The sequence below is a fragment of the Halomonas sp. YLGW01 genome, from assembly GCF_014840935.1.
In the GTDB taxonomy this organism is placed as follows: domain Bacteria; phylum Pseudomonadota; class Gammaproteobacteria; order Pseudomonadales; family Halomonadaceae; genus Onishia.
Map to the genome: position 1 here is coordinate 1,796,895 of NZ_CP062005.1, position 20,031 is coordinate 1,816,925.

The 20,031-nt window shown below is 60.2% G+C and carries 18 protein-coding genes and 2 pseudogenes; 12 read left to right on the forward strand and 8 right to left on the reverse strand.

The window, feature by feature from the left end; translation table 11 throughout:
• Positions 1-46: 46 nt before the first annotated feature.
• The gene (locus tag IEJ03_RS08345) at positions 47-997 is read right to left on the reverse strand and encodes an IS481 family transposase (RefSeq protein WP_192034402.1); all 951 of its coding nucleotides are present in this window, start codon (positions 995-997) and stop codon (positions 47-49) included.
• Between the two features lie 121 nt (positions 998-1,118).
• Here IEJ03_RS08345 and IEJ03_RS08350 point away from each other — a divergent pair.
• The 7 genes and pseudogenes from IEJ03_RS08350 to IEJ03_RS08380 all read left to right on the forward strand — a co-directional run bounded on the left by IEJ03_RS08350 (position 1,119) and on the right by IEJ03_RS08380 (position 6,586).
• Positions 1,119-1,972 (forward strand): IS5 family transposase gene (locus IEJ03_RS08350; protein WP_192034403.1). Its coding sequence is split into 2 segments (ribosomal slippage): positions 1,119-1,461 and positions 1,461-1,972, totalling 855 coding nucleotides; the frame shifts between segments, so codons are not numbered across the junction.
• A gap of 76 nt (positions 1,973-2,048) precedes the next feature.
• Positions 2,049-3,149, forward strand: a complete 1,101-nt coding sequence (locus IEJ03_RS08355) for an IS630 family transposase (RefSeq protein WP_192034405.1) — start codon at positions 2,049-2,051, stop codon at positions 3,147-3,149.
• Between the two features lie 86 nt (positions 3,150-3,235).
• On the forward strand, positions 3,236-4,186 hold the full coding sequence (locus IEJ03_RS08360; RefSeq protein ID WP_192034402.1) for an IS481 family transposase: 951 nt from the start codon (positions 3,236-3,238) through the stop codon (positions 4,184-4,186).
• Between the two features lie 31 nt (positions 4,187-4,217).
• Positions 4,218-5,353 (forward strand): IS3 family transposase gene (locus IEJ03_RS08365; RefSeq protein ID WP_192034407.1). Its coding sequence is split into 2 segments (ribosomal slippage): positions 4,218-4,491 and positions 4,491-5,353, totalling 1,137 coding nucleotides; the frame shifts between segments, so codons are not numbered across the junction.
• A 118-nt stretch (positions 5,354-5,471) separates the two neighbouring features.
• Positions 5,472-5,644, forward strand: a pseudogene (locus tag IEJ03_RS08370) (IS1595 family transposase); the annotation flags it as partial.
• Positions 5,645-5,763: 119 nt separating this feature from the next.
• Complete coding sequence (locus IEJ03_RS08375) at positions 5,764-6,165, forward strand: nucleotidyltransferase domain-containing protein (RefSeq protein WP_192034409.1); 402 nt, start codon at positions 5,764-5,766, stop codon at positions 6,163-6,165.
• 19 nt (positions 6,166-6,184) lie between these two features.
• Positions 6,185-6,586, forward strand: coding sequence for a DUF86 domain-containing protein (locus tag IEJ03_RS08380; protein ID WP_202884356.1), 402 nt, complete (start codon positions 6,185-6,187; stop codon positions 6,584-6,586).
• Positions 6,587-7,424: 838 nt separating this feature from the next.
• On the opposite strand, the gene IEJ03_RS08385 is transcribed toward IEJ03_RS08380, so the two are convergent.
• Positions 7,425-8,120 (reverse strand): plasmid pRiA4b ORF-3 family protein, encoded by a 696-nt coding sequence (locus IEJ03_RS08385; RefSeq protein ID WP_192034411.1) that lies wholly within the window; start codon positions 8,118-8,120, stop codon positions 7,425-7,427.
• 392 nt (positions 8,121-8,512) lie between these two features.
• Complete coding sequence (locus IEJ03_RS08390) at positions 8,513-8,749, reverse strand: HigA family addiction module antitoxin (protein ID WP_192034413.1); 237 nt, start codon at positions 8,747-8,749, stop codon at positions 8,513-8,515.
• A 46-nt stretch (positions 8,750-8,795) separates the two neighbouring features.
• Here IEJ03_RS08390 and IEJ03_RS08395 point away from each other — a divergent pair, with 46 nt between their 5' ends.
• The 3 genes and pseudogenes from IEJ03_RS08395 to IEJ03_RS08405 form a co-directional block, all read left to right on the forward strand.
• The gene (locus IEJ03_RS08395; RefSeq protein ID WP_242458110.1) at positions 8,796-9,758 is read left to right on the forward strand and encodes an IS30 family transposase; all 963 of its coding nucleotides are present in this window, start codon (positions 8,796-8,798) and stop codon (positions 9,756-9,758) included.
• A 54-nt stretch (positions 9,759-9,812) separates the two neighbouring features.
• Entirely contained in the window at positions 9,813-10,148 is a 336-nt protein-coding gene (locus IEJ03_RS08400) for a type IV toxin-antitoxin system AbiEi family antitoxin domain-containing protein (protein WP_242457906.1), read from the forward strand.
• Positions 10,138-10,290 (forward strand): annotated as a pseudogene (locus IEJ03_RS08405) (nucleotidyl transferase AbiEii/AbiGii toxin family protein); the annotation flags it as partial. The gene IEJ03_RS08400 and the pseudogene IEJ03_RS08405, both read left to right, overlap by 11 nt.
• 76 nt (positions 10,291-10,366) lie before the next feature.
• Here IEJ03_RS08405 and IEJ03_RS08410 read toward each other — a convergent pair.
• From IEJ03_RS08410 to IEJ03_RS08430, 5 genes are all read right to left on the reverse strand, one after another.
• Positions 10,367-11,502, reverse strand: a protein-coding gene (locus IEJ03_RS08410; RefSeq protein WP_242457907.1) for an IS3 family transposase whose coding sequence is annotated in 2 segments (ribosomal slippage) — positions 10,367-11,232 and positions 11,232-11,502 — 1,137 coding nt in all. Because the reading frame shifts where the segments join, the coding sequence is not laid out codon by codon here.
• 32 nt (positions 11,503-11,534) lie between these two features.
• Positions 11,535-12,443, reverse strand: coding sequence for a hypothetical protein (locus IEJ03_RS08415; protein WP_192034417.1), 909 nt, complete (start codon positions 12,441-12,443; stop codon positions 11,535-11,537).
• Positions 12,440-13,687: a hypothetical protein gene (locus IEJ03_RS08420; protein WP_192034418.1), complete on the reverse strand. Its 1,248-nt coding sequence runs from the start codon at positions 13,685-13,687 to the stop codon at positions 12,440-12,442. The genes IEJ03_RS08415 and IEJ03_RS08420 overlap by 4 nt, the downstream gene beginning before the upstream one ends.
• Positions 13,684-14,310, reverse strand: coding sequence for a hypothetical protein (locus tag IEJ03_RS08425; RefSeq protein WP_192037250.1), 627 nt, complete (start codon positions 14,308-14,310; stop codon positions 13,684-13,686). The genes IEJ03_RS08420 and IEJ03_RS08425 overlap by 4 nt, the downstream gene beginning before the upstream one ends.
• Before the next feature lie 11 nt (positions 14,311-14,321).
• Complete coding sequence (locus tag IEJ03_RS08430) at positions 14,322-17,999, reverse strand: ATP-binding protein (RefSeq protein ID WP_192034420.1); 3,678 nt, start codon at positions 17,997-17,999, stop codon at positions 14,322-14,324.
• 300 nt (positions 18,000-18,299) lie between these two features.
• Here IEJ03_RS08430 and IEJ03_RS08435 point away from each other — a divergent pair, with 300 nt between their 5' ends.
• Positions 18,300-18,692 (forward strand): transposase, encoded by a 393-nt coding sequence (locus tag IEJ03_RS08435; RefSeq protein ID WP_192034422.1) that lies wholly within the window; start codon positions 18,300-18,302, stop codon positions 18,690-18,692.
• Positions 18,628-19,659 carry an IS110 family transposase gene (locus IEJ03_RS08440; RefSeq protein ID WP_192034424.1) on the forward strand — a complete coding sequence of 344 codons (1,032 nt, stop codon included), beginning with the start codon at positions 18,628-18,630 and terminating at the stop codon, positions 19,657-19,659. Before IEJ03_RS08435 ends, IEJ03_RS08440 begins: the two co-directional genes overlap by 65 nt.
• Positions 19,660-20,031 lie beyond the last annotated feature (372 nt).

The window sequence follows — 20,031 nt, forward strand, 5'->3', positions numbered from 1 at the left end:
GCTGAGGCATAGAGGACATTAGCAAATTCGAGTTTTCGGACAAAGCCTAGGTGTATGGTCCCGGGAAGTAGTGGTCAGGACTGTTATGAAATCTTTCGGGCTCATCCTGCCAGCGTTCAATAATGAAACCAACGGGCGTTTTACCTTTCAGCGCCCGTAATGGCCGAGCAGTGTTATAGGCCCATAGGTAGTCCTTCAGATGGGAGCTGAGCGCCTCCAAGGTGGCATAATGGAAGTTTCGTATCGTCGCTTCCTTGATCGTGCGGTTCATCCGCTCAACCTGCCCGTTGGTCCAAGGATGGAACGGCCGCGTCAGACGGTGCTCAATGCCGTGTCGATGACATACCACGTCGAACCGGTGCGGCTTATAGGCTTCAGTTCCTGGGCGTTTGGCGAATTGCGCGCCGTTATCTGTCAGTACGGTATGAACCCGATACGGCAGCTGCTGAAGGGTATCTTCGAGGAACTCAGCCGCCTGTTCTCGCTGAGCCTTGCGATAGAGCCGGGCATGTACGAACTTGGAGGTTCGATCAACGGCCACGAATAGATAGGCCTTGCCTTCTCCGGTGCGGACCTCACAGATGTCCATGTGTAGGTAACCGATCGGGTAACGCTTGAAGGACGACGTACTCGGCTTTTCGTCAAGTTGACGCGGTAGCTGGCTGATGTCGTGGCGTTTATACAGCCGATGCAAGCTGGAACGCGTCAGGTGAGGGATGAAGCGCTGCAACGCAAAGAGGCAGTCATCTAACGGAAGCCAGGTGGTGCGCCGAAAGGTCACCGCTGCGGCTTCCTCGAGGCCTGACAGCGACGTGGAGCTCGGCTGTTTAGGCCCCATACGCTCATCCTGGACAGACGTACGACGACGCCATTTGCGGACTGTTTTGGGGTTGAGGTTGTAACGCCGGCTCAACTCCGCGACCGAAGCTGACGATCGCTGTATGTCTTCTCGGATGGGGTGCGTGGTCTTGGCGCGTTGGTGAAGTACTTGAGCCATGGATCCTCCTCGGACAATGGTTCGTACCATGGACCATTACACTCCGGGACTAAACACTTAGGTTTTGTCCGAAAAGTCGAATTTGCTAATGTGACCAATGCCGCAACTGCATAGGTGACGCATGGCAGGACGCTACGAGCTCTCCGATCAAAGCTGGGAGATGATTAAGGACATCGTCTCGCCCCCCCAACCAATGGGTCGCCCTCGCCGAGATGACCGCCAAGTGCTGAACGGGATCTTCTGGATCCTGTGCTCAGGCGCCAAATGGCGCGACCTCCCGGAACGGTATGGGCCTTGGAAGACGGTCTATGACCGGTTTCGGCAGTGGCGAGACGATGGCACCTTCGAGGCTATCCTGAATCGGCTACATCTCAAGCTACGGGAAGATGGGCTGATGGATTTGGATACCTGGATGGTCGATTCCGCCTCGATCCGGGCCACGCGGGCTGCCTCTGGAGGCGGCAAAAAGGGGGATCGAAAGAACCTGTAGACCATGCGCTGGGGCGCAGCCGAGGCGGCCTGACCACCAAGATCCACATGCTTTGCGATCGGCATGGCTGGCCACTAACGTTCACCGTGTCGCCGGGGCAGAATTCGGATACCCGCCACTTTATTCCCACCATGGAGCACGTCCATTTGCCTGGGCGAGTGGGACGACCACGTAAACGTTGCCGATACATCGTGGCGGACAAAGGCTACGACAGTGATTCCCTCCGCCGGTACTGCGACCGCCACCGGATGAAGTCGATCATTGCCAGACGCAAAATGCACCGAAAGCCGCGGCCGGGGGCGTCCAGGGGATTTGACAAGCCTCGCTACCGGGAAAGGAACGTCATCGAGCGCTGCATCGGCTGGATCAAGGAATTACGCCGAGTCTGCACGCGCTATGACAAGCTCGCCAGCAGTTTCAAGGCGATGGTATGCCTGGCCTGCATAGACCGTTGTTTGCGTGCAGACTTTTCAGACAGAACCTAGTGTGGCGTCTCACAAGTAGGCAATATAAATATAGTCTATCCTGATACCTGAATTCCGCGCTATTGCTGGAGGTATCATGGCCAAGCGAGGTCGGCCTGCCACCCAGATAACCGTCACAGACGATCAGCTGGCTGAGCTGAATCGGCGAGTAGCCGCTCGGAAAGGGGCTGCCGATGAGCGGCTTCGCGCCTTGATCATATTGGGTTGCAAAGACGGTGAGCCTGGCACGTCTATTGGCAAGCGATTGGGCATCACTGCACAAACGGTCTCGAAGTGGCGTCGTCGCTTTGCTGACTATGGCCTGGACGGCCTGAATGATGAAGTTCGTAGTGGCCGTCCGCGATCAATTTCCGACGACATGGTTCAGGAAGTCATTGATCGGGTCCGCCATGAAAAGCCTGAAGATGCCAGCCACTGGAGCACGCGCTCCATGAGCAAAGTGACAGGGGTTTCCCCGGCCAGTGTGCATCGTATATGGCGGGCTTTCGGCCTCAAACCCCACATGGAAAAGACGTTCAAGCTGTCTACTGATCCGGCTTTCGTCGACAAAGTGCATGACGTCGTCGGTCTCTATATGGATCCTCCTGACCGGGCGATCGTCCTGTCGGTTGACGAAAAGAGCCAGATTCAGGCACTTAACCGTACCCAACCAGGCTTACCGTTGACCTTTGGGCAGCCCGAGACCCGTACCCACGACTATAAGCGTCATGGTACGACCTCGTTATTTGCTGCACTGGATATTGCGACAGGTGAAGTCATTGGTCGCCTCAAGCGGCGGCACCGCAGTGCGGAGTTTCTTGAGTTCCTCAACGCCATCGACCGGTCAGTGCCAGCGGATCTCGATGTCCACCTCATCCTGGACAACTATGGAACACACAAGACCGATAAGGTGAAGGCTTGGTTGACGGAGAGGCCCCGCTATCATGTTCATTTCACGCCAACGTCAGCATCATGGTTGAATCTGGTAGAGCGATTCTTTTCCACGATCAGCGAGAGGTGGATCAAGCGTCAGGCGCACACCAGCGTAAAGGACTTGGAGGATTCCATCCGTCACTACCTGACGGTCTATAACGAGAACCCCAAGCCTTTCCAATGGCGGAAAACCGCTGACGAGATAGTGGCGTCGGTGGGTCGAGCAGCATCAGCTCTTGATCGTCGCACCGACAAGCCAGATTAATTATGCGAACTTGAGAATCGCCACACTAGTTGTTTAGTCCCGGAGTGTAATGGTCCATGGTACGAACCATTGTCCGAGGAGGATCCATGGCTCAAGTACTTCACCAACGCGCCAAGACCACGCACCCCATCCGAGAAGACATACAGCGATCGTCAGCTTCGGTCGCGGAGTTGAGCCGGCGTTACAACCTCAACCCCAAAACAGTCCGCAAATGGCGTCGTCGTACGTCTGTCCAGGATGAGCGTATGGGGCCTAAACAGCCGAGCTCCACGTCGCTGTCAGGCCTCGAGGAAGCCGCAGCGGTGACCTTTCGGCGCACCACCTGGCTTCCGTTAGATGACTGCCTCTTTGCGTTGCAGCGCTTCATCCCTCACCTGACGCGTTCCAGCTTGCATCGGCTGTATAAACGCCACGACATCAGCCAGCTACCGCGTCAACTTGACGAAAAGCCGAGTACGTCGTCCTTCAAGCGTTACCCGATCGGTTACCTACACATGGACATCTGTGAGGTCCGCACCGGAGAAGGCAAGGCCTATCTATTCGTGGCCGTTGATCGAACCTCCAAGTTCGTACATGCCCGGCTCTATCGCAAGGCTCAGCGAGAACAGGCGGCTGAGTTCCTCGAAGATACCCTTCAGCAGCTGCCGTATCGGGTTCATACCGTACTGACAGATAACGGCGCGCAATTCGCCAAACGCCCAGGAACTGAAGCCTATAAGCCGCACCGGTTCGACGTGGTATGTCATCGACACGGCATTGAGCACCGTCTGACGCGGCCGTTCCATCCTTGGACCAACGGGCAGGTTGAGCGGATGAACCGCACGATCAAGGAAGCGACGATACGAAACTTCCATTATGCCACCTTGGAGGCGCTCAGCTCCCATCTGAAGGACTACCTATGGGCCTATAACACTGCTCGGCCATTACGGGCGCTGAAAGGTAAAACGCCCGTTGGTTTCATTATTGAACGCTGGCAGGATGAGCCCGAAAGATTTCATAACAGTCCTGACCACTACTTCCCGGGACCATACACCTAAGCTCTGATCATTCCGACAGGAGAGCCCGATCATGAGCAGAAAACGCAGGCAATACAGCGCCGACTTCAAGGCCAAGGTAGCCCTCGCCGCCCTCAAGGGTGACGAGACCACGTCGGAGATCGCTGCCCGCTTCGAGATCCATCCGACCATGGTGAGCCAGTGGAAACGCGAGTTACTAGACAACGCCACCGGCGTCTTCGAGGGCAAGGGCGATGGCAAGGCGGCCCAGAAGACCCAGGAAGAGATCGACACGCTTTACCGTGAAATCGGCAAGCTGACGGTGGAACGCGACTTTTTGTCACGCAGGCTCGATCGTTGAGCCGGGCCCAGCGCCTGGCACTGGTCGAGCCGCAGGCGCCCGACATCAGTCTCCGACGCCAGTGCCGATTGCTCGGTATCAGTCGTTCCTCGGTGTACTACCGGCGCAAGGAACTGCGAGCCTATGACCTGGAGCTGATGCGCCTGATCGACGAGGAACACCTGCGCACGCCGGTCTATGGATCACGGCGGATGAGGACTCATCTCAACCGTCTGGGCCACCCGGTGAACCGCAAGCGCGTCCAGCGGCTGATGCGCCAGATGGGGCTTCAGGCGGTGTACCCACGGCCACGCACCAGCCGGCCTGGGGAAGGCCATCGGATCTACCCGTACCTGCTGCGGGGGCGGGTCATCGATCGCCCCAATCAGGTGTGGGCGACCGATGTGACCTATATCCCCATGGCTCGCGGGTTCATGTACCTGGTGGCCATCATGGACTGGTGTAGCCGCCGTGTGCTGGCCTGGCGAGTATCGAACACCCTGGATACGGACTTTTGCATCGACGCCCTGGAGGATGCCCTAGCGCGCCATGGGCCGCCCGAGATTTTCAACTCGGATCAAGGCTGCCAGTTCACCAGCCAGGCCTTCACCGAGGTGCTGGAGGCCCATGATGTCCGGATCAGCATGGACGGCAAGGGCTGTTACCAAGACAACATCTTCGTCGAACGGCTGTGGCGCAGCGTGAAGTACGAGTGTGTCTACCTGAAGGCTTTCGTGGATGGCGCTCACCTGCGTGAGGACCTGAAGCGTTACTTCACCTGGTTCAACAAGGAGCGGCCCCACCAGGGGCTGGACGATGCAACACCCGATGAGGTGTACTTCGATCAACCACTGACCCAGGCGGCCTGACGCCTGATGACAACCCGGTCAGAGCTTAGCTCGCCTGTCAGGTGGTCCAGTGAATGGGGTCCACTTCACTTACCACCCCGCCCGCATTGGGCGAGGGTTCACGCGGTGGTTATGCTGAAAGCTCAAACACAAGCTGCTGCAGGTCATGCACGAGCGTAACCAGGAGAGAAGCTCTCTGGACGCATCGAGCTGGATGACACCTACCTGTGCGTTGAACGGCCGGGAAAGCGCGGTCGCGCCGCTGAGCACCAGTTCCCGTTTGTGGCGGCCGTGCAAACCGATGAGGAGGGCCTCGTTCGGATTCGATGAGCGACATGGGCGTATCGTCCTGAGGTACCAGGCTCGGCGTACTAGGGACTCATCGCTCTTTCCACTAGACTGAGGGCCAACCATACAAGGCAGGTGAAGATATGTCCGTCCCATCGCCCCTCCTGAAAGACCTGACAGACTTGGCGACGCATAACGACGACATCGCCGTCCTATGGCTCTATGGCTCACGCGCCAAGGGCACCGCCACAGCAGGTAGCGACTATGACCTAGCAGTGGCCTTTCAGACCTTCGAGAAAGACCCTCTGGAACGTCGTCTGCGTCCCGAGTTACTCGCCCAATCCTGGCAGGACGCATTGGGCATTGACGAAGGCCAAATCTCCATCATCGATATTAACCTAGCGCCACTACCCTTGGCCCATGCGGTCATTCGAACTGGCCAGGTCATTCATACCAAAGATCAGCTTCGGCTTATTCGTGAGGAGCAGCGGATCACATCAATGTGGGAGATTGATTATCAATATCACCAACACCACTATGCTTGAAAGGTAGAGCCTCATATATATGGAAACCGAATACGTTCAAGCCATGCGCGAGCACCTGGCAACCATCGCCGAAGAACTGGAATTGCTATACCAAGCAGAACACCAGCCTGGCGGCCTCAATGCACTGCTATACCGAGCCGCAGAACGCAATCTCCAGCTTTTAACAGAGGCCTGTATCGGCATCGCCAAGCAACGCCTGAAGTCCCTTGCCATGGTGGTTCCCAGTGATGCACGCCAGACCTTCCAAAAACTTCAGAGTCAGGGCTATGACAACAGCCACACACCATGGAACAAAGTCATAGGATTACGCAACGCACTCGTTCACGACTACCTAAACCTCGATGCCGAGATCGTTAAAGGAATCATCCGAAACCGCGATTACCGCTCGCTGCTCGCCTTTGCCGAAGAACAGCTTCAGTGATTAGGACCCTACACCTAACTCGACAGTTGAAGGTCCACATGAACATCTTTGACGAACTCCAGACATCACTGCAGGAAGCCGTCGTCATTAAACAGGGCCAGGCCCACGCTAGTCGCGTCACACGCACGGCGTGGGCCAGATGAAGTGGCGTAGGCCATCGCAGAGCACGCGGCCAGGTCGGAGCGCCCCGGCAAAGCGCCAGCGACTCCATCAAAATTGCATCAGCCTCATGACTCCATTCGATGATTCCAAGACTATGCCAATCCTCACTAAGAGCTGCATGGCTCGCGGTCGAGCGACTCATCTTTAGGGCACTCTGATTTCTTTCCTGCACTGCCGAACCGCTCACTGAAAAGTCGCTCCCCGACCTGCCGAGTCTTCTATCGTCATCGGCCGAAAAGCACCCAATGTCGCAGGTATGGTCTTCTCCTGCCACCTCCCCTGCCCTGCCACTCTCGGTAATTCCTCGGATGCCAGCTTCACACGCACCACGGCAGTCTTCCCTTACGCCATCCAATGATCGGGATGCCCATCGCCGAGATCAGCCAAGCACTGGAACAGGCGGCGGTTGCCAACGGCATCAAAGAACAGCACCATCCTCGCCCCCCGGATGGAGCACCCTGAGCTGCTCCATGGCGCATCGGATACTATCTGCCGCCGTGGGCTTGACCGGCCACGGCTCACTCAGCATATATCCTGCGGTCGCCTTTTCGAAGAGCTCCCATCTCGCCTTCGGCAAGCAGCCATAGGCCTCCGTCGTACCCGCCACGCAGGCCACTAGACTCGTGCGAAAGCCAACGTCTTACGCTCAACCGGTCATGGCAACCGGGCCGTTGATTCACTGACGGTTTTTGTCGATCTCGCCCTGCAGGACCTGCATCAGATCCTCGATGCTGTGAATGCCCTGGGCATTTAGCGACTGCTCCATGTCGAGGGGCTGTGCCTGTGTCGGGCGTGGCTTGCGGGGCATGTCACCCAGACGCCGAAAGCTCGCCTGAAAGGGCTCGAGCATGTCGGCGATCTCCTCCTCGTCCAGCGCCTCCGAAGCGAACTCACCACCTAGAGCCTCCAGAAGCTCTTGGCCATATGCATCCTTCTCGCCGGCCGTTGCCGCCTTCAGGGCCGCATAGCCTCCAGTCCCACCGATATCCTCTGGCGGGCAGGCCATGGCGCCGTCGACCAGCCGCGGGCAAGGATTACTCTCCTCCAATCCCGTCGCTTCGACGACGATACGGTGTTCCCAACCGTCGCCGAAGTCGTATAGGTAGTGAAAGTTGCCACCCTTGGCGCGATCCGCCAGCGACTTCAACTTGGCGTTACGTGCCAGCGCAATGGGTCGATCGCTCCACTCGTCCGACTCGCCGTAGTGGCGACCATTGCACTCGAACTCATAGAGATGGCAATCAGCCCAGCCCATCACATCCTGGATGAGCTGGTGCAGACGATGCAGGTTGATCTGCTCCGGCACCACCACACGGCGCCAGACCAGCGGGTCGGTATCCAGCAGTTCGATACGCAGGCGAATATCTGGCACAGCGACTCTCCAACGATCAATGTGTGGCCATGGTAGCGCAGGCTATCCACGAGTGGGCAGTGGCCCATCTCTTCAGCCCGGCCCATAAACGATGACACCCGACAACATACATGGCCGGGTGTCATAAGATCGCTTTGCAATAAACCACTGTTTTCCTTGCTCATTTATGACAGGAGGAGGATTATCAAAATCGCCAACCTGCCCCACTCCCCCATGCTAGTGCCTTTCGTGGGTTATGGCGCCAGTAACGGCGTTTTGATGGCTCTTCGTCGCTGGTTGTGAAATTCACCACCTGACCTGGGCCAGGATATGGCCTCCACTTAGACAGGAGGTATGGCATGGTCGACACCCAGATTCGGACCCTCGGCCTGGACCTGGAGGCGCCTTGGGTGCTATCGGGCCCTCTCTAAAGGCTGGGCTTTCTCGATACGCTCGAGCCTCTTGGCGTCGTGAGTCGCTTCCCAAATATCCATCTTTTGCTGAAGGCTCAGCCAGAACTGCGCAGTATTGCCGAACACACGAGAGAACATCAGCGCGGTATCAGCTGTCACTGCTCTCTTATTACGGCAAAGCTCGGCGGTCTCAATGACCAAGTGCAACACGTGACCCATCAGGTACGGTGTTTCCATGAACCACTGCTATCGCCATCTTTCTGCTGAAGACCGAGCCGCCATCATGATGATGAGAGCGACTCACTCGATCCGAGCTATCGCCCATCATCTGGGCCGTGCACCGAGTACCGTGTCGCGAGAAATCGCTCGCCACTCCATCAATGGCTACGATGCTAGCCTCGCAGGCTACCGGGCTCGCCTGACACGCCATCGGCCCCGTCGGCGTCCCAAGCTGCACCCCGACGGGGAGTTGTTTGAAGTCGTGGTCCATCTGCTGCGCAAGTACTGGTCACCGCAACAGATAGCCCGCACACTGAAGCGCATGTCTCCCAACGATTCACGTCGACAGGTCTCGCACGAGGCCATCTACAACGCGCTCTATGTGATGCCCCGCGGCAGCCTCAAAAAGGAACTCATCACCTGCCTGCGACAAGGCAACGGCAAACGCCGGCCACGAAGTCGTGGCACGGATCGGCGCAACCAGATTCCCGATCTGGTCAGCATCCACGCGCGACCGCCTGAGGTCGAAGATCGTTTGATGCCTGGCCACTGGGAAGGCGATCTCATCATCGGTGCCAACAATCGCTCTGCCGTCGGTAGGCTGGTGGAACGCACCACGCGATTGGTGATTCTGGCGAAAGTGGATGGCACCACTGCCACCGCAGCGGCCGTTGGCTTCAGCGACAAGCTAAACGAGGTGCCGCGATCGCTGCGCTTGTCCATGACCTACGATCAGGGCAGAGAGATGGTGAAACATGCCGAAATCACCCAGAAGACCGGCACGGCGATCTACTTCGCTGACCCGCATAGCCCCTGGCAGCGAGGTTCGAACGAGAACACCAACGGGCTGTTGCGGCAGTATCTGCCAAAGGGCACGGATCTCTCCGTCTACAGCCAGGAAGAGCTCGACGAGATCGCCGACTCACTGAACACACGGCCTCGCCAGACACTGGACTGGCGAACCCCACTGGAAGTCTACGCCGAGGTGCTCAAGAAATCCGTCGGCGGTCCGAGCACCCTTCAATAGCGTTGCGCTTGGAACTTGAGACCGCCGACCCTACCCTGGGACTGGCAACTAAAAATGTCATCGCCCGAACGGGCGATCCTGGAAATCATGGATGAATTGCCCGGCAATGAGAGCTTCCACAATCTCGATATGGTATTTGAGAGTTTGACAACCCTTCGCCCGCGCACGCTTACTGCTTTGTTGCACAGTTGCAGGAAGATTAAAGTTACGCGGCTATTCTTCGTCTTTGCCGACCGCCACAACCACCCGTGGCGTAAGCGCCTCGACCCGCAAGAATTCAACCTCGGAAGCGGAGACCGCGCTCTGGTCAAAGGCGGTAAGATACACCCGCGCTACAGCATCATGGTGCCGGAAGAGTTTGCGAAAACGGAGGCAGCTGATGGCGCGTGAAGATTACAAGGCGCAGGTCGCCCTGCTCGTACGCCTCCTCCCCTATGTCGCTGAAGAAGAAATTTTCGCACTGAAAGGCGGCACGGCCATCAACCTGTTTTACCGTGACCTCCCGCGCCTATCGGTTGATATTAAAGTGGCCCCCATTCTTTGAAGTGGACCCCATTCTTTGGACCACCTGACAGGCTATCTAAGCTCGGATCGGGTCATCATCGGCGTCAGGCCGCCTTGTTCAGTGGTTGAGGGAAATACAGCTCATCGGGTGTCGCATCGTCCAGTCCCTGGTGAGGCCGCTCCTGGTTGTACCAGGTGAAGTAGCGGCCCAGCTCCTGTTTCAGCTGAGCCCCGTCCTTGAAGGCTTTCAGGTAGACGCACTCATACTTCACGCTGCGCCAGAGTCGCTCCACGAATATGTTGTCCCGGTAGCAGCCCTTGCCGTCCATGCTGATGGTCACGCCATGAGCCGCCAGAACGTCGGTGAAGTCCTGGCTAGTGAATTGGCAGCCCTGATCCGTGTTGAATATCTCCGGCGACCCATGGCGTGTCAGTGCCTCTTCCAGGGCATCAATACAGAAGTCGGTGTCCAGCGTGTTGGAAACCCGCCACGACAGCACTCGACGACTGTGCCAGTCCATCACTGCCACCAGATACATGAATCCACGTGCCAGCGGAATGTAGCTGATGTCAGTCGCCCACACTTGGTTTGGCCGGTTGATCGTCAGGCCGCGCAGTCGGTAGGGATAGATGCGGTGCCCCTTTCCCGGCAGGCTGGTCCGCGGTCGCGGATAGATGGCGTGGAGTCCCATCTGACGCATCAGGCGACGGACCCGCTTACGGTTGACCCGCTGGCCCAGCCGATTGAGATGGACGGTCATCCGGCGTGATCCGTAGACCGGCGTCAGCAAGTGCTGTTCATCGATCAGGCGCATCAGCGCCAAATCCTCGGCCCGCCACTCCCGCTGTTGGTAGTACAGCGATGAGCGGCTGATGCCCAGCAGCTGGCACTGACGACCCAGGCTGGGTGTATCGGGAGTCGGCGGCTCGACCATGGCCCGGCGCTGCGCCCGGCTCAACGCTCGAGCCTGCGTGATAAAAAATCCCGTTCCACCGTCAACTTACCGATCTCGCGGTAGAGGGTATCGACCTCTTCCTGGCTCTTCTGCGCGGCTTTGCCGCTGCTACCCTCGAAGAGATCGGCAGCGTTATCGAGTAGCTCACGCTTCCACTGGCTGACCATGGATGGATGGATCTCAAAGCGAGCCGCCAATGCGGAGGTGGTCTCATCGCCCTTCAACGCAGCGAGGGCCACCTTGGCCTTGAACTCACCGCTGTAATGCCGACGTTTCTTGCTCATGATCAGGGTCTCCTGGTCGGTCTGATCAGAGCTTAGCGCCTGGTCCGAAATTCGGGGACCACTTCACCCAGAGGCACGCTTTCCATAACATCGCCAAACCACTGCTGCCTCAAACCGCGCTGCTCAAGCAGCAGGATGTCGAGGTAAACGGGCAGCGGATGATCGATGGGCAAGCGAGAGGCGTGATCACGCAGGGCCTTCTGGTAGCGTTGCTGCTCAGGCGGTAGATGCCCAGCATGTGCGCGCTCTGCCAGGTCCTGGCGCTCCGGTAGCAGCAGGTGAGTCGCGCCACTAGCCAAGGCGATACTCACCCCCTTAGCATCGAAGTCGCCGAGATAGAGGTGGGGCCTGGCACTCTCCGCCCACGCTTCCGCCACCTTGGCGAAGGCGCCGCCGTAGTGGCTGTCACCCCGGTAAACCACCAGTGGACAGGACCAGCTGGCCAACGCAGCCGGTATGGTCGGCTCGAAGGCGTAGAAGCCATCGAGGTTCTCCACCTGAACCAGCACGTCGAAAGCGTCGAGGTCGAGCTCGCACCAGTCGAGGTCGATGAAGTCCCGGGGGCGGCAGGCAAGCCCCGGTCGCGGCTCCGCAACAGCAGGGAAGCTGGCCAATACGCGCCGATCACGAGGCTTCTCGCGGACGCTCTTCTCTTCCCGGTTTCCCAGGTGAGCCTGCTCGGCGGAGGTCAGGCCGCTAAGATCGGCCGCGATGGCTGGCTCACCCAGAGCGGCCAGTGTCTCGTCAATCCAGGCGAGCAATTCACGGTCGAACTGCAGGCGGGCATGGGAGATTCGCGGGCCGAGCTCGATATCGTGCGCCTCGCACCAGGCCACGACCTCGTTCACCACCTTGCTGCGCCGCTTCTCGACGCTGGGCGCGCTGCGCAGCGCCTGGCCCGCGTCGCGAAGCAGGTTACGCACACGCGACGAGAGGTTCATACCCCGCCCCTCAGCGCCAGGCTGACATCATGGATCAACCGCAAGTGGTTGAAGGGGCTGGCCTGACTCTCCTGCTGGCCAAGACGAAAGGCGCGCTGCTCGTTTCTGGGCAGGCCCTGGAACTCAGCAATCACCTGGAAGAGCCAGATCTCCTCACTCCACGCCAGCTCGCTCTCCTGCAGGTACTCCAAGGCGCTGAGTCCCTCACCGCCGCGGTCCACCACCGAAAGATAAAAGCGCTCCACATCTTCCTTGAGTGCTAGCTGACGCGCGGCGACGAGAGTGTCTTGCTGGGGCGCGGCGGCAGCGGCGGCGGTCACCGGTTCCGGGCGATGGCTAGGCCGCGGCAGCTGGTGCAGCAACTCAGCGAACACTCGCGTATCGGCGTGGTGATCCAGGGCCGCGGCGCCGGCGGCGATCAGCGGCGCGGCGCGGTTGACCAGCGCTGGCACCTCGCTGCGCCGGGCGTAATTGCCGGGCACAAACCCCGGATGCTCACGCAAGAAGCCGGCCATGCCGACCACCAGGCGACTGCGTGACTGCTGCTGGCGAAAGCGCGCCATCAGCTCGACCATGCGCCGCTGCACCTCGCGCAGGCTGGTGTAGTGCTGGGTGAGCTGCTGCTGCAGACCGCTGACCAGCAGCTTGCGCAGGGCGCCATCGCCGCCCACCAGTTCGATCAGTTCGTGGAAGTCGATCAACTCCAGGCCGTCGAGCAGGCGAACGATCTGCTTCTGCGCGCGCTCATTCTCGCGGATCTTGTCGCCCAGCCGGCTGACGAAGCCGAAGTCGCTGTTGAGCCGCCGCCACAGGCTGTCGATGGCGTCGGCAAACCGGCCGTTGAGGTCATCTACCTCCTGGCGCAGGCGCAGCAGCTGCTGCTCCTGGCGCCAGTACTCGCCGGCGTCCCGGGCCTCGCGGTAGCTCTGCACCAGGGTGCGTATTAGCTCCAGGGTCTCAGCCACGTCGGCGTTGACGTGGCGCCGGGTCTCATCGGCGAGCATCTCGGCGATCAACTCGCGCACCTTGGGGGCGAGCTTTACCCCGCCCTGCTCATCTGGCCGCCACAGAATGCGCGCCGCCAGCAATCGGTTGAGGGCAGTGGTGCTGAGCCCTTCCAGGGGGACCTCGTCCCGTGTGTAACCGGCCATCAACGCCTCGGCGTGCTTGCCGAGCAGCGCCAGGCGCTCGACGCCGGTGCCGATCAGGCGGCTCTCCAGAGCGTGGGAATCGCGATCACTCACAGCAGGCTCTCCTGGCTGACCGGTACCTGGTCATCCACAGGCAGGTTCTCCTCGTCGCGGATGAAGCGCACCAAGTCGATCAGGTAGTCGATCTTGGCGGTGACCACAAAGTACTGGCGGTCGGCATGGGGCTGGAGCAGGTAGCCGTGCTCTTTCAGGCGCTTGAAAACCTGCTTGAGCTGGGCATCGAGCTGGTCGCTCTGCGAGCCAAAGAAGGGATCGGTGGCCAGCCGTTCGAGGCGCTCGCGCAAGCCCTGGTTGTCCTCGCAGCGCGAGCTGAAGTCGGCGGGCTTGAGCACGTCACCGGGAGTGGCCAGGCCGTCGCGACCCAGCGTCTCTTGCACCAGCTGCAGCCACTCCAGCATCGGCAGCAGACTGTTAACGGTGTCCGCCAACTGGCGCGAAAGCTGCTCGCGAGCGCCCTCGTCGAGCGCTCGCCAGGCCAGGAAATAGACGCTGCCTTCGTCATTGGTGGCCAGGCGACGGTTGAGTGGGCGCAAGTAGGTATCGAGCTGCTCGCGAACCTCGTCGTCCTGTAGGCGGCGGTAGGCGCTCTCGTCGCTCACCGCACAGATGAACTCACCGGCCAGGAGGCGTTCAAGCAGAGGGCCGTGTTCGGTCATTGAGTGCTCGATCATGAGGCGGTCTCCTCGGCGCGAGCCTGCAGACGCTGGGCCAGGCGGCTCAGGCGAGGTTCGATGCGCTTGAGGCGTCGCTTGTCGGGTGCCGCCTCATCGCGGTCAATCAGGTAACGGTTGTGGAAGAGCAACAACACATCCGATTCGGGGTTGGGAAAGGCGCCGACGATATGGATACGGTTGTTGTCGCAGGCCTCAAACAACTTCTCGACGTTGTGATAGGCCAGGGTGCCGATCTCGTCGATGGGCCAATGGATGGCTACCTCAGCCTGGCCGCGCAGCAGTCGGGTGAAGGCGAGCAGAAACTTGCACAGGATCAGGTAGGCCATGCCGTGACTTGAAGATTCCAGCAGTTGGCGGTCGTTCCTAATGACCAGGTCCGTGCCGCCCTCGTTGAGGTGAAGCTCCAGGCGCAGGAGGCTCTCGAAGCTGTATTGCTGATCACTGCGCAACAGCTCCACCACATCGGCCAGGGCATCCAGGTAGTCGTCACCAGGCAGCGGCTGACCCGAGTCGCGCCATTCGTGATAGCGCTGGGCGAAGCGCTTGAGCGGCTCCCAGAAACCTAGCTCGTCGATGGTTGACTGAATCTTGACCTCGGCGCGACCGATGCCCTCGAGCCTGAGATCGTCGGCCACCTCGTCGGAGAGACGGCGGCTCTGGGCATTGATGCGCCGGTTGAGGTCGCGGAACACGGTGAAGAACTTATCGAGGTCGTCACTGAGGTTACGTCCTTCCTGCAGCAGCTGCTGCTGTTGCCCCTCGAGCAGCTGAAGCATACCGGCGATCACCGGCAACAGCCGGCGCGGGCTGGCACCCTCGAGCTTGGCCTGCTCGGCCTGAAGCATCTCCTGAAAGTCGGCGCTGGCGCCCTTGATCAGCTCGGACTCGATCTTCTCGCAGCCGCGACGCAGCTCATCCAGCCGCCGGGCGTGGTCGGCAAGCCCCTGACGACCGCGCTCGATGCGTTCATCAACATCACCCGGGGCGTCGCCGATGGGTGCCGGGGCGGGCTCGAGGCTCAAGGTTTGGAGCTTCTCGAGCAGCGGAGAAAGGGTCTCCACCAGCGCCTTGCCTGCGTCGCGGCGGGCCTTCAGTGCACTTACCGTCGCCTGATGCTCACTGCGGGCGGTGCGGAAGTCGGCCCAGTGCTGTTCGCGTTCGCGCTCGACTTGCTGGCGCTCGTGGGAGAGCTCGGCCTCCTTCTTCACCAGGCGCGGCTTGCGCTCTCCCCACTCCACGCGCATGAAGTGACGATATTCCCTCAGTTCATCTTCGCGCTCGGTGGTCTGGCGAATGCGGGTGGCCAGGGCCTCCAGGCGTGAGCGGGTCTCGCGGACGGTGGTCGGGTCGACGCCCTGCTCGGTCAGGTCGCGGTCAAAGGCGGCCTGCAGCTCGTCACGCTGGCGACGATTCTCTGCCCTGTGGTCGTCAAGCTGGCGGCGGTGCTGGGCGATCTGTTGATGGAAGCCGGCCAGCTGCCCTTGGTAGTCGGCGGTCAGCTCCAGCCGCTGGGCACGGTGGCCGTCGGCCAGGGCCTGGAGAGCCTGACGCTGATCGTCGCTCAGCGCCTGCTGCACGACCTCCTGCTCCTCAAGTGCCTCGCGACAGGCGGACTGGCGCGCTCTCTGTGCGGCGGCATGGCGCTGCTGGCATTGGCTTCGCGCCTGCAGGGCATACTCGACCTCCTCGGCCGCGCGACGGCGCGTACCGCGAGCGCGGTCGAGGCGTGCATCGGCTGCCTGCACTTTGTTGTGGCAGGCCCGAAGCGATTTCTCGGCGCCCTTCTCGACCTCCTGTGCCTCACCCAGTGTCGCCTCCGCGGCCTCGATCTCGGCCAGCAAGCTGGCCTCGTCCTGGGCGGAGTCGGGCAGCGCGATGGCGGCCAGATCCAGCACCAGCCCGAAGAGGTCGTCGCTGGCGTCCTCGTTGAGCTGGGGCGCCAGGTCGCGACGCTCGAGCAGCTCCGGAGCGATCACCTTGCCCAGGCCCTGCTCCCAGCCCGGGCGATGGTGGCGAAGGAAGTGACGCAGGCTTCCCTGGGCGGGGTCTCGCTGAACCAGTAAGGCATCGCGGCGTGCCTCGGCGCGAGAGCGCTGTGCCCGGGCCCTTTCCAGTGCGCGCTCGGCGGCCTCCCGCTCCTTCTTATGCTCATCGAGTTCGGCTCGAACGCTCTCCATGGCGGCAGAAGCCGCACTTTGCTCGCTCTGGGCCTGGTCGACCCGCGCCTGCGCCTGCTCGAATTCGCTAGCCTCCTCCGGCGTCTGGGCGCTACTGGAAAGCTGTGCCTTGAGCACGGAGAGCCTGGCGGTGACCTGCTCCAGGCGGGTGCGGTAATCGTCATCCAAGGCCTGGCGGCGAGTCTGATAATCCGCGTCCAGACGGCCCTCGGCATCGCTCTGTTGATCGCGACAGGCTTCCTTCTTCTCGCCCAGCGCATCGATCAGCGATTGAAGCTCATCGCGGCGCTGCTCAAGGGAATCGCCCAGCTCTACCAGACGAGCCTCTAGCTTGGCCTTGCTCTCCTTTACCGCCTGCTGCATCAGTTCCAGGTGCTCACGCAGCTGTTGTTGCTGGTCGCGCCACTGGGGCAGCGCCTTGAGGTCTTGTTCAAGACTCGGCATGTCGGCCTCCTCGAAGGCCTCGAACTGGCGCTGCAGGTCGTCAAGGTCGGCTCGTGATTTGCTCAGCTCGCTATCGAGCGAACTCAAGCGTTCATTCAGCGCATCGCGTGTCTCCTGGTAGGCCTCCTCCCGTGCCTGGAAGGCGCGCTGCTGGCTCTGGAGCTGCGCTTCGAGATCTGCGCTCTCGCGATTAGCACGGTGGCGGTCAGCCTCGAGCTGGGGCCGCAGCTGCCACAGCGAGGTCTCGATATCGGCGATCTCCCGGTCGAGGCTCTCTAGGTCCGAAAGCGAGCGCTGCAGGGGCTCCAGGCGCATCGATTGACGCATGCGATCGATCCACTCCCGAGCCTTGGTATTACGGATGCGGGTCACCGGCAGCTCGACACCGTCCTCCTCGAAGATCGCCGCCAACATGGTCTTGAGGGTGTCCATCTTGCCTTCCTTGGCATGTACCGCGGAGACCAGCTTCTCTATATGCCGGATACGTTGCCCGGGGCGCACCAGGCTATAGCGTGCCGCCAGCTGGCGAAGCCGCAGCCCTTCCTTGCTGTTACCTCTGGGCTGGATCCCGGTCTGAGTAAAGTCATTCTGGATCACCGCGCGGTATTCAGTGGTGGCGCCCAACTTAGCCGATGGTGGGATGCCCTGGCGGCGCAGGCCGTTGGCCCACTGGGCATAGTCCAGAGCGGTAACGCCACCCTCGCTCTCCACCAGATAGTCCTCGGGACGATAGGGGGCCCCGACGAAACGATACTCCACACCACCATCGCTCTTGCGTGTTAGCACTGCCTGGCAGACGTCACCCTCTTCGCGACGATACTCGTAGACGAGGTAGCTATTGCGGTGAGGTAGATAGAAGGCGTCGAACTTGAGTCGTGTCTTCGGCACCACCTTGTTGGGCTGCTCGCCGTAGAACACTGGCACCAGCCGCTGCAGGGTGGTCTTGCCCGAGGCGTTGGTTCCGCAGATGTTGGTGTGGCCGTCCACACTGAGCTCCACCACCCCCTCGAGGTGGCCGTGGATCATCACGATGCGTTGAAGATGAGCCATGTCGCGTCCTTGGTCGTTGGCGATCCATGCTGCCCGCAGGCGAAATCAGGATAGTGCCCGAGTCTATCAACTGATTCAAAAAGGGCAGGCCAAGGGGTGACCTTCTCCCCTTGCTCCATTGGCAATTGCTCCAAGCCCTAATGCACGAAAGTCCGAGTAATCAAATATCATCGCCAATAGCTGCCAAAGTATTGGTGATTAGAAAGCTCTGGGCCATCAAACGCTCCCACATATTGAAGTGGTCCCCGAATTTCGGACCAGGCGCTAAGCTCTGATCAGACCGACCAGGAGACCCTGATCATGAGCAAGAAACGTCGGCATTACAGCGGTGAGTTCAAGGCCAAGGTGGCCCTCGCTGCGTTGAAGGGCGATGAGACCACCTCCGCATTGGCGGCTCGCTTTGAGATCCATCCATCCATGGTCAGCCAGTGGAAGCGTGAGCTACTCGATAACGCTGCCGATCTCTTCGAGGGTAGCAGCGGCAAAGCCGCGCAGAAGAGCCAGGAAGAGGTCGATACCCTCTACCGCGAGATCGGTAAGTTGACGGTGGAACGGGATAATGGAATGGTCCGCCCCTCCCACTTACGCTTCCGGATGAGACCATTCCGAGGCGGAGGAGGAATGCACCATGACCATCGCTACCATTGGCATCGATATCGGCAAATCCAAGTTTCATGTCTGCGCGTTGGATGACCGTGGTCACGTCAAGTTGCGCCGGGTCTTCTCACGTTCTGCATTGATACGGTTTCTCAGCAATACGCCGCCGGCGCGCGTGGCGACCGAAGCTTGCGCTGGCGCCCATTTCATCGGGCGCAAAGCGGAGGCCTTTGGTCACGATGCCCGGCTGTTACCGGCTCAATACGTCAAAGCCTACGTCAAGTCTCAGAAAAACGACTACGCCGATGCCGAGGCCATCGCCGAAGCGGCTACGCGCCCTACCATGCGGTCGGTGCCGATCAAATCGATCGACCGCCAAACGCTCCAGCTCCTCCATCGTCAGCGAAGTGGCTGGGTATCGGAGCGGACGGCCTTGGTAAACCGCATTCGCGCTATCCTTCTGGAGTTCGGTATTACGGTGCCGAAAGGCATACGTCAATTACGGCGTGCCTTGCCGTGGGTGCTGGAAGATGGTGACAACGGGCTACCGCACCGCCTGCGGGAACTGTTGGCTGTGCTCTGGAGCGATATGAGCCGCCTTGATGAACGTATCGAGACGCTAACCACCGAGTTGGGAGCACTTGCCCGCGATGATCCGCAGCTACGACTGTTGATGAGCATTCCCGGCATCGGCCCGATCGTTGCCACTGCCTTGGCTGCCGGTATCGGTGACGCTGGTGCGTTCCGCAAGGGACGAGACTTAGCCGCCTGGCTTGGCCTGGTACCTCGTCAGCACAGTACAGGTGGGCAGACTCGCTTGTTAGGCATCGGGAAACGTGGCAATCCTCATCTACGCATGCTGCTCATCCATGGCGCCCGAGCGGTGCTGAGAGTCATTCATACGCGCGATGCTGATGATGGCCTGCGACGGTGGGTCGAACGAGTCCGTTCTCGCAAGCATGCCAACGTCGTGGCCGTCGCGCTGGCCAACAAGCTGGCCCGAATCGTTCATGGGGTTTTGCGTGATCGGGTGCCATATGACCCGCATCGGCTAAGCGCCTGAACCAAAGCTCACAGGTCATCCTCAGGATCAGCAGAGATGTCAGGAGGTTGATTCCCACCGAGTGAATGCAAGCGCCGGAACCGATGGCGGAAACAGGTCAACGGCATACCGAGAACCTGGTTAAAAAATCGGCCCTTCGAGGCCTTTGGGATATTAAGGATCGGTATGCGCGGATTTCCATCATGGCCCGGGCCATCAATATGTGGCCCATTGTGAGGCCGGATACATTAGCGCAATCCTGTCCCCGTCAAGGTAGAAGGCACTTGCCTCACCGGGGCGGACCATACATTTTTTATCACGCAGGCTCGAGCGTTGAGCCGGGCGCAGCGCCGGGCCATGGTCGAGCCGCCGACTCCCGATACACCCAGCCTG